The following is a 16,054-nucleotide window of genomic DNA, read 5'->3' as shown; positions in this document are numbered from 1 at the left end:
GCGGCGGTGAGCCTGGCCCGGGGGTGGGCTGGTTTTTCCAGTGCTCACTGAAGCTTTAGTTGTTTTGCGCAGCTGGCGCCAGCTTGGCATGGGTGAAACCTATTTGAAACCTGCGCGGACCTCATCGCCGGGGAAGTCGGCACAAGAAAGGGCCCCGAAGGGCCCTTTCTGTATTGCTCTCGCCGGTCTTACTGACCCGGAATGTCCTTGCGCAGTTTCACCGCGTCAGGCTCTTCACCCTTCTTGCGCGCCGCCGCGGTGCGCATGCGGATGTTGATCGCTTCCACCGCCAGCGAGAAGGCCATGGCGAAGTAGACGTAGCCCTTCGGCACATGCACGTCGAAAGATTCGGCGATCAGCACGGTACCGACGACGATCAGGAACGAAAGCGCAAGCATCTTCAGCGACGGGTGCTTGTCGATGAAGTCGCTGATGGTGCCGGCGCAGAGCATCATCACCAGGACCGCGACGATGATCGCGGCGATCATCACCGGTACGTGGGACACCATGCCCACGGCAGTGATTACCGAGTCCAGCGAGAACACGATGTCGATGATGGCGATCTGGATGATGGTGTAGAAGAACTTGCCGCCCGCGCCCTTGGGCTCGTCCGGGCTTTCGTCCTCGCCTTCCAGGCCGTGGTAGATCTCTTGCGAGCTTTTCCACAGCAGGAACAGGCCGCCGAAGAACAGGATCAGGTCGCGTCCGGAGATGCCTTGGCCGAACACATGGAACAGGTCGTCGGTCAGGCGCATGACCCAGGTGATCGACAGCAGCAGCAGGATGCGCGTGACCATGGCCAGGGCCAGGCCGAAGATCCGCGTGCGCGGCTGCATGTGCTTGGGCATGCGGCTGACCAGGATCGAGATCATGATGATGTTGTCGATCCCAAGCACGATCTCAAGGGCCGTGAGGGTGAAAAAGGCAACCCAGATTTCCGGGCTGGTCAGCCATTCCATGTGTATTCCTTCGAGCGGTAATGGCAAAGCGCCCGGGGGGCGGGCGCTTTGCGGTTGGATGAAGCGTGTGTATTACAGACTGCTGAACAGTGGGAACGTCCCCAGGGCCAGCGCGCCGAACATTATGCACAGGCACACCAGCACTGCCCACTTGAGGGTGAAGCGCTGGTGATCGCCGAACTCGATGCCGGCCAGGGCCACCAGCAGGTAGGTGGAGGGTACCAGCGGACTGAGCAGGTGTACCGGTTGGCCGACGATCGACGCACGGGCCATCTCCACCGGGGTGACGCCGTAGTGGCTGGCGAACTCCGACAGCACCGGCAGCACGCCGTAGTAGAAGGCGTCGTTGGACATGAAGAAGGTGAACGGCATGCTCACCAGCGCGGTAATCACCGCCATGTACGGGCCGAACGCTTCCGGGATCACCGCCAGCAGGCTCTTGGACATGGCATCGACCATGCCGGTGCCCGACAGGATGCCGGTGAAGATACCGGCGGCGAAGATCAGCCCGCTCACGGCCAGCACGCTGGAGGCGTGGGCGCCGATGCGGTCCTTCTGCTGCTGCAGGCACGGGTAGTTGACGATCATGGCGATACTGAAGGCGATCATGAACAGCACCGGCAGCGGCAGCACGCCGGCGATCAGCGCGACCATCAGGGCGGCGGTCAGGGCGCCGTTGAACCAGATCAGCTTGGGCCGGCGCGCTTCGGGGAACTGCGACACGCTGATGTCGCTGTGGTCGATGTCGTCGGTGGGCAGGTGCAGTTCACCCAGGCGGGCACGTTCACGCAGGCCATACCAGTAGGCGATGGCGAGGATTGCCAGGACACCGAAGGCCATGGCCGGGATCATCGGCACGAAGATGTCCGAGGGGTCCACGTGCAGGGCGCTGGCGGCGCGGGCGGTCGGGCCGCCCCAGGGGGTCATGTTCATCACTCCGCCGGCGAGGATGATCAGGCCGGCCATGATCCGCGGGCTCATGCCCAGGCGGCTGTACAGTGGCAGCATGGCGGCGCAGCAGATCATGTAGGTGGTGGCGCCGTCACCGTCGAGGGAGACGACCAGGGCCAGCACCGCAGTGCCGACCGAGACTTTCAGCGGGTCGCCCTTGACCAGCTTGAGGATCTTGCGCACGGCCGGGTCGAACAGGCCGGAGTCGATCATCAGGGCGAAGTACAGGATGGCGAACATCAGCATCACGCCGGTGGGCGCGAGCTTGCTGATGCCTTGCAGCATCATCGGGCCGATGTCGCTGTAGAAGCCGCCGAACAGGGCGAACAGGATCGGTACCAGGATCAGCGCGATCAAGGCCGACAGGCGCTTGGTCATGATCAGGTACATGAAGGTGATGACCATGGCAAAGCCGAGGAAGGTCAGCATGGCGATACTCCAGGCGTGGCGCGGCGAAAGGAAGGACGTTTCGGGCGGATCAGCGCGTCAGGCGCTGCGCGGGGAGTAGGCGAAGAGGGACTGCGGGAAGGCGGGCACAGGAAAACATCAGAATCACCATTGTTGTTGTTGATTGGGCCGGGCACGGAAGTTTCCGGGTGCCCTGGCTGACCGGTCTGCTGCCGGTGGTGGCGCTATCCTATGTGCGCAAGCTTTCAGCCAGCTTTCGACCAGTGCAAGGCGACGGGAGGTCATGACGATGGCGCGTGTCGAGGAAGGGGGTTGCCATTGCGGCGCCCTGCGGTACCGGTTGCGGGGCGATCTGGGTGATGTTGCCCACTGTCATTGCTCGATCTGCCGACGCGTCAGTGGCGGCACGCTGGTGACCTGGGTCACGTTGGCCGCGGAGGATTTCGAGTGGGTGGCGGGCTCGCCGCAGCGCTATGTGGCGCCGGCCGGGTGCAGCCGCTATTTCTGTGGGGGGTGCGGGGCCCACGTGGCGCTGGTGACCGAGCGCAGCCCGCAGACGATCGATGTGACGGTGGCGACGCTGGATCATCCCGAGCGGGTGACGCCCAGCCGGCATATCTGGGTGACGAGCCGGTTGCCGTGGCTGCCGGCGGGTGATGGGTTGCCCGAGGAGGATGGGGAGAGCCTGTGAGGTATTGTGCTGGCTGTACTGGCCCTATCGCTGGCAAGCCAGCTCCCACAGGGACTGGCTTGCCAGCGATGAGGCCCTCACCTGCTGTCGCTAGGGTAGCTGCAACCCGCCGGCCGCCTTGTGCAGCGCGCGCAGATGCTCGCCCACCTGCTTGATGTTGGCTTCCACCGCCTTGATCTCCCTGGCCCGCTCCGGCCCCAGCAGCGCCCTCACCTGCTGGTCCAGGTCGTTGCTCAGGCGCAGCAGCTGTGCCTGGCGTGCCTTGCTCTCCTGCTCCAGGTGCTGGCGCTCCTCGGGCTGCGGCAGGCCGTAGCCGCCCGCCCCCAGCAGCTCTGCCGGGCGGCTGAGGTAGCCACTGTTGGCGAGGATCGCCTGCAGGGCCTGGTCAGCCTTGTCGAAGCTGCCGTCCTTGAGCGCGCGGCCATTGAGGTAGCGCTGCTTGACCTCGTCCTGGGCCAGCAGCAGTTGCCGGCGCAGGCTGGCTTGTTCCAGCAACAGCAGCGCCGCGCTGGTGCGCAGGTCGGCGCGTTCGAACCACGGGCGGCGCTGCTCGGCATCCAGGGCCAGCCAGTCTTCCACGGCAGTCTGTTTGATCGGCAGCTGCTTCTTCAACACGTCGAACATGGCCTGGTAGCGGTCGCGGTAGGAGTCGAAGCGATAGCCCAGGCGCAGCGCCTCGCGTGGGTCGTCGAGCACGCTGGTGTCGGCCAGGCCGCGCCCTTTGAGCACTTCCAGCAGGCCGTTGGGCATGATGTTGTCGAGGTCGTTGAGGCGCGGGTTGGCGGTGCCGCTGCGCAGCAGCTTCAGGTTCTCGACGGCGCAGTTGTTGGACAGGAAGAAGTAGTTGCCGTCGTAGCTCCAGTGCATCTCGGCGGCCTGGCGCACCATGTTCTCGATCTCGCTGCGGCTGAGCTTGAGCGGCACCGAGGCCAGGCTGCGCAGTTCGGTCTTGGTGTATTCGTCGATCACCTGGCCCAGCGGCAGGACGAACAGCCGCGACGGGTAGGCACCGACCAGCCCGCCCCAGCTCGACAGCTGTACGTCGTTGACGAAAGCCCGGTACGACAGCACCAGGCTCTGGTCGAGGTCCAGGCGGCAAGCCGGGCCGCGCGGGCGGCCGGGGGCGCAGATCACCAGGCGCAGCATGCTGTGGCCCCAGCGGCTGACCAGGTTCTGGTTGGCCTCGGCCAGCAGATAATCCACTTCGTAGACCCGCTCGGGGTCGATTTCGCCCAGCGGCTGGCGGGCGAAGTCATTACCGGCATTGAGGAACGGCAGGCTCTTGGCGCAAGTGTTCTGCGGCGGTGCCCAGCCGAAGTGCTCGCTCAGGTACTGGTTGAGCGCCGGGCGGCGGCAGCCGTAGCTCGGGTCGAGGAGGAAGTACTCCATGTTGACCGCGATGAATTCCTTGGGGCTGCTCAGCTCGTAGCTGTCGGGGCTGCGGGCCACCTGGCCGTTGTGCTGTTCGCGCTCGCCGCGGCGGCCGACGTACTGTGGCCAGCCGGCCAGGTCGAGCAGCCTGGGGTCGTCGCTCAGGGTGAAGCGGCGCTCGGCCTGGCCACGGCAGTCCTGTGGCAGGCCTACCTTGCCCAGGGCGCCCTGCTGGCGCTTGCAGCGGGTGATCAGCTGGCGCTCGGCGCTGGGCCACAGGCGGGCGCGGTCGTAAATATGGGTGAGTTCGTGCAGCACGGTGGCCAGCAACTCTTCACGGACGGTGCCGTGGGGGCGGTTGGTCTTTTCGCGGGCGGCGCTGCCATCGACCAGGCCTGGCAACAGGCGGCGGTTGAGGTCGAGGGTGGAGACCGGCGAGGCCTGGCCATAGGCATCCTCGGGCATACGGTCGGTCCAGCTCACCGTGACCTGGCGGTCCAGCTGCTGCTTGAAGCGTGGCGGCAACTTGGCCATGGCTTCATCGAGCAGCTGCTGGGTGGCCTGTTGTTGCGGCTGATCGAGGCCATCCGCCTGCAGCACCAGCTGCAGATCGGCAAGGGCGGGCGTGCCGAGCAGCGTCAGGGCGCAGCCGAGCAGCCAGGCACGCACGTGCTTCACAGGGCCAGGATGGCTTCGGCCAGCACTTGGTCGCTGGCGTCGCGGGCTTCCGGCACACGGGTGCGCAGGGTGTCGAAGGCCGCTTCGAGCTGGGCGCCACGGATGTTGCCGTTGCTGGCGACAAAGCTGGCGGCGTCGTCGTGGGCTTCACGGATGACTTTCGAATCGCGAATCGAGGTGGTGGTGTCGGAGGTGAAGTCGACCGTGCGCGCCGAGGCACGGACGATGATGTTGCTGGTAGCCACCAGCGTGTGAGCCTGGGCCATATCGGCCAGCAGCAACATGCCGAGGGAAGCGGCGATCAGCGATTTACGCATGGAGCATCTCCAGAGGGTACAAAAGGCGTAACAGGTGGTTATTGGACGAGGATTGCTTCGGCCAGTTCAAGGTCGCCGACAGAGTGGCAGGTGTGAACCTGGCGCAGCGAAACCAGCGCGGCCTGCAGGCGTGCACCGCGGATCAAGCCGTCACTGGCAACGAAGGCGGCAGCGTCGTCACGGGCGGCGACGACGATCTTGCGATCGAACGGCGCGGTGGTCACTTGGCTGGTGACGTAGCCGGTGGCAACGAGGCTCTGGGTGGTGACATCCATGGCATGGGCACTTCCCATACCGGCGAGGGCTAACAGCATGGGCAGCAGATAACGCATGGGCTCTCTAGGCGATGGTTTCGGGCAGCGAAGGCTACCCCGGATGCACCGGCCTGGGCCAGTGAATCCGGGTGTAAAAGCAGGTATTAGAGCGCGAGGATGGCGCGGGCCAGTTGTGCGTCGCTGGCTTGCAGCGTGGGCTGCTGCTGGCGAATGTGCACGAAGGCGCTCTCCAGCTTGGCGCCGCGGATCGCGCCTTCGCTGCCAACGAAGCTGGCGGCGTCGTCACGGGCGGCCTGGACGATCTTGTCATCGCGGAACGACGAGGTTACGTCGGAGGTGGCATCGGTGGTGGCGGCGACACCGCGCACGACCGTGTCGGTGGTCACCACGAAGCTGGTGGCATTGGCCGCGCCGGCGAGGGACAGCAGCACGGCGGCGCCGAACAGATGATAACGGGACATGATGGGTGGACTCCTGCGCAGGGTCTGGATGGTTCTGGTTGTCGGACGCTCGCTTGGCTCGTCACGGTACGGTGTTGCCAGGCGTGTAGGACAAGCGTAACACGCCTCGGTTCACGTGCCCGGAACGGCAAAGGACCACATGGGTAACTGTACCTATTGAATGTTATTTTTGTGAAACTGTATCTGTTGTGCTCCGAAGGCTCTATCTCGGGGCAGACAAACAAAAAACCCGTCGCGGTTTCCGGCGACGGGTTCTTGTGTATTCGCGGTGCCGGCGTTGGCCGGCTGCCGAGGCTTAGCGCCAGAACGGCTTGCTCAGCTCTTCGTAGCGCTGCGACTCGCTGATACCGGCGTCGGCCAGCAGGCGGGAGTCCAGGCGAGCCAGCTGGCGGCGGCTGGCCATGCGGCGTTGCCACAGCAGCAGGGTCGACAGGGCGCGCAGTGGCAGGGCAGCGTGAGAGGCTTGGGCGTTGCTTTCGAAAACCAGACCGGAACTGAGGGTGCGTTCCATGATGTTTCATCCTTCCGCTTGTGGCGGCATTAGGGAGTGATTTAACTGGTGCCCATCTTCCTCCTCTGCTGTCCATAACAGTAGATACAGTTCTGCAGTAAAGCGATGGCTCAGTTAACTGTGTAACCCTACTGTTGCACCCGAAATTGGCGTAACTGTACTGGTCTGCACTAATTTAGTGCGAATTTTGGAATTTGCAGGAAATGGCGCGAGGCGAAAGCCGATAATTACCAGTACAGTAGTACAGTTTTAATTATCTGGTTGCCAGTTGAACTGTGGGAGCGGGTTCACCCACGAAATCGTCTGTATGGCCACTGCACCATTCGCGGGTAAACCCCGCTCCCACAGATGACTCATTTGGGTGAAACGATCGCGGGGCAAGCCCGCTCCCACGCGGCGTATGCGTGGGAGCGGACTTGCCCCGCGATGGCTACAGCGCTGGTGGATCAACCGGCCAGCATGCGCCCGCTTTCTTCCAGGTTCTCGTGCCAGCTCAGGGCTTCGCGCAGGATGTGCGGGGTGTGGCCGCCACGCTGGCAGGCGCGTTCGAAGTAGTCGTTCAACGCGGCGCGATAGTCCGGGTGCACACAGTTGTCGATGATCGCGCGGGCACGCTCGCGTGGCGCCAGGCCGCGAAGGTCGGCCAGGCCCTGCTCGGTCACCAGGATGTCGACGTCGTGTTCGGTATGGTCGACGTGGCTGACCATGGGCACGACGCTGGAAATCGCGCCACCCTTGGCAATCGACTTGGTGACAAAGATCGCCAAGTGGGCGTTACGGGCGAAGTCGCCGGAGCCACCGATACCGTTCATCATCCGGGTGCCGCAGACGTGGGTGGAGTTGACGTTGCCGTAGATGTCGAACTCCAGCGCCGTGTTGATGCCGATGATGCCCAGGCGACGCACCACTTCAGGGTGGTTGGAGATCTCCTGCGGGCGCAGCACCAGCTTGTCCTTGTAGCGCTCGAGGTTGCCGAATACGTCGGCATTGCGTCGGCTCGACAGGGTGATCGAGCTGCCCGAGGCGAAGCTCAGCTTGCCGGCGTCGATCAGGTCGAAGGTCGAGTCCTGCAGCACTTCGGAGTACATGGTCAGGTCTTCGAACGGCGATTCGATCAGGCCGCACATCACGGCGTTGGCGATGCTGCCGATGCCGGCTTGCAGCGGGCCGAGCTTGTTGGTCATGCGGCCGGCGTCCACTTCACCCTTGAGGAAGGCGATCAGGTGGTCGGCGATGCCCTGGGTCTCGTGGTCGGGCGGCAGCACGGTGGACGGGGAGTCTGGCTGGTCGCTGATGACGATGCCGACGATCTTGGCCGGGTCGATCGGGATTGCGGTGCTGCCGATGCGGTCATCGACTTTCACCAGCGGGATCGGCGTACGGGTCGGGCGGTAGGTCGGGATATAGATGTCGTGCAGGCCTTCGAGGTTGGCGTTGTGCGACAGGTTGATCTCGACGATGACCTGCTTGGCGAAGATCGCGAAGCTGGCCGAGTTACCGACGGAGGTGGTCGGCACGATGTGGCCTTGTTCGGTGATCGCCACCGCTTCGATGACCGCGATGTCCGGCAGGGTCAGTTGCTTGTTGCGCAGCTGCTCGACGGTTTCCGACAGGTGCTGGTCGATGAACATCACCTGGCCGTCGTTGATGGCCTTGCGCAGGGTGCTGTCGACCTGGAACGGCATGCGTCGGGCGAGTACGCCGGCTTCGGTCAGTTGCTTGTCGAGGTCGTTGCCCAGGCTGGCGCCGGTCATCAGGCTGATTTTCAGCGGCGACAGCTTGGCGCGCTCGGCCAGTGCGTGGGGCACGGCCTTGGCTTCGCCGGCGCGGGTGAAGCCGCTCATGCCGACGGTCATGCCGTCCTCGATCAGGCCAGCGGCGTCAGCCGCACTCATTACCTTGCTGTGCAGGGAGGACAAGCGGATGCGATCACGGTACATGGATTGTTATCTCAGGCTACTGAAGCTACTGGAAGCGCAGTCTAGAGATTTAGCCCGGTGCCGTCCCGCGACCATGGTCGTAGGCGAAGCCTTGGAATAGAGCCGTTGATCTGGATCATGCAAATGAAAAAGCCCCCGGGCATAACACCCGGGGGCCTTAGACGCTTCTATATATAGAGGCGGGTATCAGTCCACGGCCTTGACCATGTCCTCGATGACCTTCTTCGCGTCACCGAACACCATCATGGTCTTGTCCAGGTAGAACAGTTCGTTGTCCAGGCCGGCATAGCCGCTGGCCATCGAGCGCTTGTTGACGATGATGGTCTTGGCCTTGAACGCTTCGAGAATAGGCATGCCGGCGATCGGCGACTTGGGATCGTTCTTCGCCGCCGGGTTGACCACATCGTTGGCGCCCAGCACCAGCACCACGTCGGCCTGGCCGAACTCGGCGTTGATGTCTTCCATCTCGAACACCTGGTCGTACGGCACTTCCGCCTCGGCCAGCAGCACGTTCATGTGGCCTGGCATACGGCCGGCAACCGGGTGGATCGCGTACTTCACGGTCACGCCGTTGTGCACCAGTTTCTCGGTCAGCTCTTTCAGCGCGTGTTGGGCGCGGGCCACTGCCAGGCCGTAGCCGGGCACGATGATCACGCTGTCGGCGTTGCTCAGCAGGAAGGTGGCGTCGTCGGCCGAACCGGACTTCACCGGGCGCTGCTCCTTGGAGCCTTGCGCCGCACCGGCATCGGTATCACCACCAAAGCCGCCGAGGATCACGTTGAAGAACGAGCGGTTCATCGCCTTGCACATGATGTACGAGAGGATCGCACCGCTCGAACCCACCAGGGAGCCGGCGATGATCAGCATCGAGTTGTTCAGCGAGAAGCCGATACCGGCCGCTGCCCAGCCCGAGTAGCTGTTGAGCATCGACACCACCACCGGCATGTCGGCGCCGCCGATCGGGATGATGATCAGCACGCCCATGATGAAGGCCAGGGCCAGCATCAGGGTGAAGGCGCTGTAGTGGCCGGTGAAGGTGAACAGCAGGCCCAGGGCGATGGTGGCCAGGCCCAGGATCAGGTTCAGCTTGTGCTGGCCGGCGAACTGTACCGGTGCGCCTTGGAACAGGCGGAACTTGTACTTGCCCGACAGCTTGCCGAACGCGATGACCGAGCCGGAGAAGGTGATGGCACCAATGGCCGCACCGAGGAACAGCTCCAGGCGGTTACCGGTGGGGATCGGGTCGCTGATGCTGGCGACGATGCCCAGCGATTGCGGCTCGAGCACGGCGGCGATGGCGATGAATACCGCGGCCAGGCCGATCATGCTGTGCATGAAGGCGACCAGCTCGGGCATCTTGGTCATCTCGACGCGCTTGGCCATGACCGAGCCGGCGGTGCCGCCGACCAGCAGGCCGACGATGACATAGCCGATGCCGGCAGTGGCCAGCTCGGCGCCCAGCTTGTAGATGAGCCCGACCGTGGTGAGGATGGCGATACCCATGCCGATCATGCCGAACAGGTTGCCCCGGCGTGAGGTGGTTGGGTGCGAGAGGCCCTTGAGCGCCTGGATGAAGCAGATCGAGGCGACCAGGTACAGAAGCGTTACCAGATTCATGCTCATGCTTACTTCTGCGCCTCGTTCTTGGTTTTCTTCTTGAACATTTCCAGCATGCGGCGGGTGACCAGGAAGCCACCGAACACATTGACCGCGGCCAGCGCCACGGCGAGGGTGCCCATCACTTTGCCGGCTGGGGTGACGGTCAGCGCGGCCGCGAGCATGGCGCCGACGATGACGATCGCCGAAATGGCGTTGGTGACGGCCATCAGTGGGGTGTGCAGGGCCGGGGTGACGTTCCACACCACGTGGTAGCCCACGTAGATGGCCAGCACGAAGATGATCAGGTTGTAGATGCCGTGGGAAATCAGCAGGTCTTCCATTGTCGTGCTCCTCAGCCGTTCTTGCGCACGACCTGGCCGTCGCGGCACATCAGGCACGCGGCGACGATGTCGTCTTCGAGGTTGATCATCAGCGCGCCGTCCTTGTCGAACAGCAGCTTCATGAAGTCCAGCAGGTTGCGGGCGTACAGCGCCGAGGCGTCCGCGCCGACCTGGGCCGGCAGGTTGGTCGGGCCGACGATGGTCACGCCGTTTGCCTGCACCACCTGGTCGGCGACGGTCAGCGGGCAGTTGCCGCCCTGGGCCGCAGCGAGGTCGATCACCACCGAGCCGGGCTTCATCTGCGCCACGGTTTCGGCGCTGAGCAGCGTCGGCGCCTTGCGCCCGGGGATCAGCGCGGTGGTGATGACGATATCGGCCTGCTTGGCGCGCTCGTGCACGGCTTGGGCCTGGCGTTGCATCCAGCTGGCGGGCATGGGGCGGGCATAGCCGCCGACGCCTTCGGCGCATTCGCGCTCTTCATCGGTCTCGTAGGGGACGTCGAGGAACTTGGCACCCAGCGACTCGATCTGCTCTTTCACCGCCGGGCGCACGTCGGAGGCTTCGATCACCGCACCCAGGCGCTTGGCCGTGGCGATGGCCTGCAGGCCGGCGACACCAGCGCCGAGGATCAACACGCGGGCGGCCTTCACGGTACCGGCGGCGGTCATCAGCATGGGCATGAAGCGTGGGTAGTGATGAGCGGCCAGCAGCACGGCCTTGTAGCCGGCAATGTTGGCTTGCGACGACAGCACGTCGAGGCTCTGGGCCCGTGAGGTTCGAGGCGCGGCTTCCAGGGCAAAGGCGGTGATACCGCGTTCGGCCATCTTGCCGATGAGCTCGTTGTTGAACGGGTTGAGCATGCCGGCCAGCACGCTGCCGCTGTTGATCAGCGCCAGTTCCTGGTCGGTGGGTGCGACCACCTTGAGCACCAGCTGCGCGCCGAAGGCATCGGTCGCCTCACCCAGTGCGGCGCCGACGGCTTCATAGGCACTGTCCGGAATGCTGGCCTTGAGCCCTGCCCCCCGTTGCACGGTGACCTGATGGCCCTGGCTAACCAGTTTCTTGATGGTTTCCGGGGTCGCGGCGACCCTTGTCTCACCCGTCTGCGTCTCGAGAGGAACACCAATGTGCACGACTTTGTCTCCTGCGGTGACCTTTTGTGTTTGTTTGAACCAGCTCACTTCGGGTGGCGCGCTGGGTGGCCGTAGAGCACGACCCCGCCTGTAATTCGGGGCGGGGAGGCATTTTGCAGATGAACCATGGGGCCTACAACCGGTTCTGGAGCGAAACGAACTCAAAACTACAAGTCACCCTGTGACCGTATGTCGCAATGATTCGAAACAAACCCGTCAAGTACGCGCTATTCGGAGCTTAGGGGAAAATTTGAAAAAAATTCTGCTGTTTTCGGTCTTGATGCCGTGAATGTCGCAAAATAACCAGCAAACCCGCGTGCTAACTAGGGTTGATAGGGTTTTTGAGGCTGGCCGTAACAGATTACGTATTTGCGACAAATACATATATCTGTAGGTGTTTAAAATAATTGACTACGGGGTCAGTTAATCGGATTTTGCCGTGTATTGCCGGGCCTGTGCAATCAGCCAGTCACGGAAAGCCCGTAGGGAGGCGGACTCCACCTTGCGCTCTGGAATCATCAGATAGTAGGCCTTGTCACTGGCCAAGGCATGCCTGTTAGCGACCACCAACCTGCCCTCCTCGAGCTCGCGCTGGATCAGGAACGGAGGGATCAGTGCAATGCCCATCTCATGCATGGCCGCCTGGGCGAGCATGGAGAACAGTTCATAGCGCGGGCCGGTCATGTCGCGTTCAACGCTCATGCCCAGGCCGTCGAACCATTGCCGCCAGGCATAAGGGCGGGTGGTCTGCTGCAGCAGGGGCAGCTCGGCGATGCGCTGGGCGTCGAGCCCGCCCTGCCCGTCCAGCAACTTCGGGCTGCACACCGGTACCGGGTTTTCGCCCATCAGGCGATGGGCCTGGGTGCCGGACCAGTCGGCGTCGCCGAAGTAGATGGCCGCATCGAAAGGTGTGTCGGCGAACAGGAACGGCCGGGTGCGGTTGGTCAGGTTGACCGTGACTTCGGGGTGGCGCTGCTGGAAATCCTTCAGCCGCGGCAGCAACCACTGGGTACCGAAGGTCGGCACCACGGCCAGTTCGATCACGTTGGCGCCCTGCTGGCGCATCACCGACAGGGTGTCGCGCTCAACGGCGTCCAGTTGGCTGGCTACCTGGCGGCTGTAGGACAGGCCTGCCTCGGTCAGCTTCACGCCCCGGCGCGAGCGGCGGAACAGCTCGACGTTGAGAAACGCCTCAAGCCCGCCGATCTGCCGACAGACGGCGCCCTGGGTCAGGGCCAGTTCGTGGGCAGCCTTGGTAAAGCTCTCGTGACGCGCGGCCGCCTCGAAGCAGACCAGGGCGGTGGTGCTGGGGATCTTGCGGCGCATGTACGTCAACCTCACTTGTGTGCTCGTTAGTGCTGCGTTCTATCGGTTACGGAGTGAGAAAATATCACTAAAGCGTGCACAATCCTCGTTTGTCCCGATGGCCGATCAGGCCTAGGATCAATGCAACGCAAGAATCCGCTCCCATCTTTGTTTCGAGGAACACGCACATGGCCGGTAAAGCAAGCTTCAACTGGATCGACCCGTTGCTGCTGGATCAGCAGCTCACTGAAGAAGAGCGCATGGTGCGTGACAGCGCCTTCCAGTTCGCCCAGGACAAGTTGGCGCCGCGTGTGCTGGAAGCCTTCCGTCACGAACAGACTGATCCTGCGATCTTCCGCGAGATGGGTGAAGTTGGCCTGCTGGGTGCAACCATCCCTGAGCAGTACGGCGGCAGCGGACTCAACTACGTGTGCTATGGCCTGATTGCCCGTGAGGTGGAGCGCATCGACTCCGGTTATCGTTCGATGATGAGCGTGCAGTCGTCGCTGGTCATGGTGCCGATCAACGAGTTCGGTACCGAAGCACAGAAGCAGAAGTACCTGCCCAAGCTGGCCAGTGGTGAATGGATTGGTTGCTTCGGCCTGACCGAGCCTAACCATGGCTCCGACCCTGGCTCGATGATCACGCGGGCGCGCAAGGTTGACGGTGGCTACCGCCTGACCGGCAGCAAGATGTGGATCACCAATAGCCCGATCGCCGATGTGTTCGTGGTCTGGGCCAAGGATGATGCCGGCGACATTCGCGGCTTTGTCCTGGAGAAAGGCTGGCAAGGCCTCAGCGCCCCGGCCATCCATGGCAAGGTCGGCCTGCGCGCCTCGATCACTGGTGAGATCGTCATGGATAACGTGTTCGTCCCGGAAGAGAACATCTTCCCTGACGTGCGTGGCCTGAAAGGCCCGTTCACCTGCTTGAACTCGGCCCGTTATGGCATCTCGTGGGGTGCGCTGGGCGCCGCCGAGGCCTGCTGGCACACCGCGCGCCAGTACACCCTGGACCGCCAGCAGTTCGGTCGCCCGCTCGCCGCCAACCAGCTGATCCAGAAAAAACTGGCCGATATGCAGACCGAAATTACCCTGGCCCTGCAAGGCTGCCTGCGTCTGGGGCAGATGAAGGACCAAGGCACCGCTGCGGTGGAAATCACTTCCATCATGAAGCGCAACTCCTGCGGCAAGGCCCTGGATATCGCCCGCATGGCGCGTGACATGCTGGGCGGCAATGGTATCTCTGACGAGTTCGGCGTGGCCCGTCACCTGGTCAACCTTGAGGTAGTCAACACCTATGAAGGCACCCACGACGTGCATGCGCTGATCCTTGGGCGTGCGCAAACCGGTATCCAGGCGTTCTACTAATAGAGGAGCCAGGCCATGGGTGCGCTTTCACATCTGCGGGTGCTGGATCTTTCTCGGGTGCTCGCCGGCCCATGGTCCGGCCAGATCCTCGCTGACCTTGGTGCCGATGTGATCAAGGTCGAGCGCCCGGGTTCGGGTGACGATACCCGTGCCTGGGGCCCGCCCTTCCTCAGGGACTCGCGTGGCGAGAACACCAGTGAGGCGGCCTACTATCTGTCGGCCAACCGTAACAAACGCTCGGTGACCATCGACTTTACTCAGCCCGAAGGCCAGCGCCTGGTGCGCGAGCTGGCGGCTAAGTCGGACATCGTCATCGAGAACTTCAAGGTCGGCGGGCTGGCGACCTATGGTCTGGACTACCAGAGCCTGAAGGCGGTCAACCCGAAGCTTATCTATTGCTCGATCACAGGCTTCGGCCAGACCGGGCCGTATGCCAAGCGTGCCGGCTACGACTTCATGATCCAGGGGCTGGGCGGGCTGATGAGCCTGACCGGGCGGCCGGAGGGTGAGGAAGGTGCCGGGCCGATGAAGGTTGGCGTGGCCCTGACCGACATCCTTACTGGCCTGTACTCGACGGTGGCGATCCTGGCTGCCCTCGCCCACCGGGACCAGGCCGGGGTTGGCCAGCATATCGATATGGCGTTGCTGGATGTGCAGGTGGCTTGTCTGGCCAACCAGGCCATGAACTACCTCACCACGGGGAGCTCCCCGCGTCGGTTGGGTAACGCGCATCCCAATATCGTGCCCTACCAGGACTTCCCGACGGCGGATGGCAATTTCATCCTAACCGTGGGTAACGATGGGCAGTTCCGCAAGTTTGCCGAGGTGGCCGGGCAGCCGCAGTGGGCGGATGATCCGAGGTTCGCTACCAATAAGCAGCGTGTGGCCAATCGGGCCGAGTTGATTCCGCTGATTCGCCAGGCCACGGTGTTCAAGACTACGGCTGAATGGGTGAGTGAGCTGGAGAAGGCTGGCGTGCCTTGTGGGCCGATCAACGACTTGGCGCAGATGTTCCAGGATCCGCAGGTGTTGGCTCGGGGGCTGGCGGTGAACATCCCGCACCCGTTGGCGGGGATGGTGCCGCAGGTGGCGAGCCCGATCAGGTTGTCGGAGACGCCGGTGGAGTACCGGCAGGCACCTCCGCTGCTGGGGGAGCATACCGAGGCAGTGCTAAGTGATGTGCTGGGGCTGGATGCGAAGGCAGTGCACGAACTGCGCACTGCTGGCGTACTCTGACACTGTAGCTATATAGAGAGCGGGGAGGCCGACAGGCCTCCCCGCTTTGTTTTCAGTCGTATTTAGGTTTTGTGAAATTAAAGGTTGACGGGGTCTCAGATCCCCTTATAATGCGCCCCACTTCCAGCGACAACGGAACGCAAAACTCCTTGAGATTCAACGAGTTAAGCGATTCGGAAGGTCCGGAAGCGTTTCGGTCTCACGATCGGCAGCGGTGAAAAAGGTGGTTGACAGCAGGTTGTAACGCTGTATGATTCGCCTCCCGCTACGAGAGATCGCGGCGAGTTAAGCGGTTGAAGCTAAACGAGTTTCTCGGAAAAACTTCAAAATAAACGCTTGACAGCAAATGAGGAAAGCGTAGAATGCGCGCCTCGGTTGAGCCGAAAGGCTCTTAACCAAACGCTCTTTAACAAATTGAATCAAGCAATTCGTGTGGGTGCTTGTGAGTACGGACTGATAGTCAAAAAGATTATCAGCATCACAAGTGGCCATGCGAGAAATCACATAG

General features: G+C 62.9%; 15 protein-coding genes. 3 read left to right on the top strand and 12 right to left on the bottom strand.

The window, feature by feature from the left end:
• Positions 1-188: 188 nt before the first annotated feature.
• Both L6D77_RS15380 and L6D77_RS15375 read right to left on the bottom strand, forming a co-directional pair.
• On the bottom strand, positions 189-959 hold the full coding sequence (locus tag L6D77_RS15380) for a TerC family protein (RefSeq protein ID WP_153788301.1): 771 nt from the start codon (positions 957-959) through the stop codon (positions 189-191).
• A 72-nt stretch (positions 960-1,031) separates the two neighbouring features.
• Complete coding sequence (locus L6D77_RS15375) at positions 1,032-2,339, bottom strand: CitMHS family transporter (protein WP_232884403.1); 1,308 nt, start codon at positions 2,337-2,339, stop codon at positions 1,032-1,034.
• Between the two features lie 268 nt (positions 2,340-2,607).
• On the opposite strand from L6D77_RS15375, the gene L6D77_RS15370 reads away from it, so the two are divergent.
• Complete coding sequence (locus L6D77_RS15370) at positions 2,608-3,009, top strand: GFA family protein (RefSeq protein WP_232884416.1); 402 nt, start codon at positions 2,608-2,610, stop codon at positions 3,007-3,009.
• Positions 3,010-3,099: 90 nt separating this feature from the next.
• Here the strand turns inward: L6D77_RS15370 and L6D77_RS15365 are convergent, their stop codons facing one another.
• The 10 genes from L6D77_RS15365 to L6D77_RS15320 all read right to left on the bottom strand — a co-directional run bounded on the left by L6D77_RS15365 (position 3,100) and on the right by L6D77_RS15320 (position 12,961).
• The gene (locus L6D77_RS15365; RefSeq protein WP_236170089.1) at positions 3,100-5,058 is read right to left on the bottom strand and encodes a DUF7844 domain-containing protein; all 1,959 of its coding nucleotides are present in this window, start codon (positions 5,056-5,058) and stop codon (positions 3,100-3,102) included.
• On the bottom strand, positions 5,055-5,375 hold the full coding sequence (locus L6D77_RS15360) for a DUF2388 domain-containing protein (protein WP_232884405.1): 321 nt from the start codon (positions 5,373-5,375) through the stop codon (positions 5,055-5,057). Before L6D77_RS15360 ends, L6D77_RS15365 begins: the two co-directional genes overlap by 4 nt.
• A 38-nt stretch (positions 5,376-5,413) precedes the next feature.
• On the bottom strand, positions 5,414-5,707 hold the full coding sequence (locus tag L6D77_RS15355; protein ID WP_232884406.1) for a DUF2388 domain-containing protein: 294 nt from the start codon (positions 5,705-5,707) through the stop codon (positions 5,414-5,416).
• An 86-nt stretch (positions 5,708-5,793) separates the two neighbouring features.
• Positions 5,794-6,111 carry a DUF2388 domain-containing protein gene (locus L6D77_RS15350; RefSeq protein WP_232884407.1) on the bottom strand — a complete coding sequence of 106 codons (318 nt, stop codon included), beginning with the start codon at positions 6,109-6,111 and terminating at the stop codon, positions 5,794-5,796.
• 295 nt (positions 6,112-6,406) lie between these two features.
• The gene (locus L6D77_RS15345) at positions 6,407-6,622 is read right to left on the bottom strand and encodes a DUF1127 domain-containing protein (protein WP_110995046.1); all 216 of its coding nucleotides are present in this window, start codon (positions 6,620-6,622) and stop codon (positions 6,407-6,409) included.
• A 446-nt stretch (positions 6,623-7,068) separates the two neighbouring features.
• Positions 7,069-8,562: an acetyl-CoA hydrolase/transferase family protein gene (locus tag L6D77_RS15340; protein WP_232884408.1), complete on the bottom strand. Its 1,494-nt coding sequence runs from the start codon at positions 8,560-8,562 to the stop codon at positions 7,069-7,071.
• A gap of 186 nt (positions 8,563-8,748) precedes the next feature.
• On the bottom strand, positions 8,749-10,185 hold the full coding sequence (locus L6D77_RS15335; RefSeq protein ID WP_232884409.1) for an NAD(P)(+) transhydrogenase (Re/Si-specific) subunit beta: 1,437 nt from the start codon (positions 10,183-10,185) through the stop codon (positions 8,749-8,751).
• Between the two features lie 2 nt (positions 10,186-10,187).
• Positions 10,188-10,502, bottom strand: a complete 315-nt coding sequence (locus L6D77_RS15330) for an NAD(P) transhydrogenase subunit alpha part 2 (RefSeq protein ID WP_110995049.1) — start codon at positions 10,500-10,502, stop codon at positions 10,188-10,190.
• An 11-nt stretch (positions 10,503-10,513) separates the two neighbouring features.
• Entirely contained in the window at positions 10,514-11,635 is a 1,122-nt protein-coding gene (locus tag L6D77_RS15325; protein ID WP_232884410.1) for a Re/Si-specific NAD(P)(+) transhydrogenase subunit alpha, read from the bottom strand.
• A 423-nt stretch (positions 11,636-12,058) separates the two neighbouring features.
• Positions 12,059-12,961 (bottom strand): LysR family transcriptional regulator, encoded by a 903-nt coding sequence (locus L6D77_RS15320; RefSeq protein ID WP_232884411.1) that lies wholly within the window; start codon positions 12,959-12,961, stop codon positions 12,059-12,061.
• A gap of 167 nt (positions 12,962-13,128) precedes the next feature.
• Between L6D77_RS15320 and L6D77_RS15315 the strand changes: the two genes are divergently transcribed.
• On the top strand, positions 13,129-14,310 hold the full coding sequence (locus L6D77_RS15315) for an acyl-CoA dehydrogenase (RefSeq protein ID WP_110995052.1): 1,182 nt from the start codon (positions 13,129-13,131) through the stop codon (positions 14,308-14,310).
• Positions 14,311-14,325: 15 nt separating this feature from the next.
• Positions 14,326-15,546 carry a CaiB/BaiF CoA transferase family protein gene (locus L6D77_RS15310; RefSeq protein WP_232884412.1) on the top strand — a complete coding sequence of 407 codons (1,221 nt, stop codon included), beginning with the start codon at positions 14,326-14,328 and terminating at the stop codon, positions 15,544-15,546.
• The last annotated feature ends 508 nt before the right edge of the window (positions 15,547-16,054 follow it).

Source organism: Pseudomonas parasichuanensis (assembly GCF_021601385.1).
In the GTDB taxonomy this organism is placed as follows: Bacteria; Pseudomonadota; Gammaproteobacteria; order Pseudomonadales; family Pseudomonadaceae; genus Aquipseudomonas; species Aquipseudomonas parasichuanensis.
This window is presented reverse-complemented; position numbering and strand designations above follow the sequence as displayed.

Coding starts and splice junctions, on each gene's coding strand:
- L6D77_RS15380 (WP_153788301.1), bottom strand. CDS start 959: ATGGAATGGCTGACCAGCCCGGAAATCTGGGTTGCCTTTTTCACCCTC.
- L6D77_RS15375 (WP_232884403.1), bottom strand. CDS start 2,339: ATGCTGACCTTCCTCGGCTTTGCCATGGTCATCACCTTCATGTACCTG.
- L6D77_RS15370 (WP_232884416.1), top strand. CDS start 2,608: ATGGCGCGTGTCGAGGAAGGGGGTTGCCATTGCGGCGCCCTGCGGTAC.
- L6D77_RS15360 (WP_232884405.1), bottom strand. CDS start 5,375: ATGCGTAAATCGCTGATCGCCGCTTCCCTCGGCATGTTGCTGCTGGCC.
- L6D77_RS15355 (WP_232884406.1), bottom strand. CDS start 5,707: ATGCGTTATCTGCTGCCCATGCTGTTAGCCCTCGCCGGTATGGGAAGT.
- L6D77_RS15350 (WP_232884407.1), bottom strand. CDS start 6,111: ATGTCCCGTTATCATCTGTTCGGCGCCGCCGTGCTGCTGTCCCTCGCC.
- L6D77_RS15345 (WP_110995046.1), bottom strand. CDS start 6,622: ATGGAACGCACCCTCAGTTCCGGTCTGGTTTTCGAAAGCAACGCCCAA.
- L6D77_RS15340 (WP_232884408.1), bottom strand. CDS start 8,562: ATGTACCGTGATCGCATCCGCTTGTCCTCCCTGCACAGCAAGGTAATG.
- L6D77_RS15335 (WP_232884409.1), bottom strand. CDS start 10,185: ATGAGCATGAATCTGGTAACGCTTCTGTACCTGGTCGCCTCGATCTGC.
- L6D77_RS15330 (WP_110995049.1), bottom strand. CDS start 10,502: ATGGAAGACCTGCTGATTTCCCACGGCATCTACAACCTGATCATCTTC.
- L6D77_RS15320 (WP_232884411.1), bottom strand. CDS start 12,961: ATGCGCCGCAAGATCCCCAGCACCACCGCCCTGGTCTGCTTCGAGGCG.
- L6D77_RS15315 (WP_110995052.1), top strand. CDS start 13,129: ATGGCCGGTAAAGCAAGCTTCAACTGGATCGACCCGTTGCTGCTGGAT.
- L6D77_RS15310 (WP_232884412.1), top strand. CDS start 14,326: ATGGGTGCGCTTTCACATCTGCGGGTGCTGGATCTTTCTCGGGTGCTC.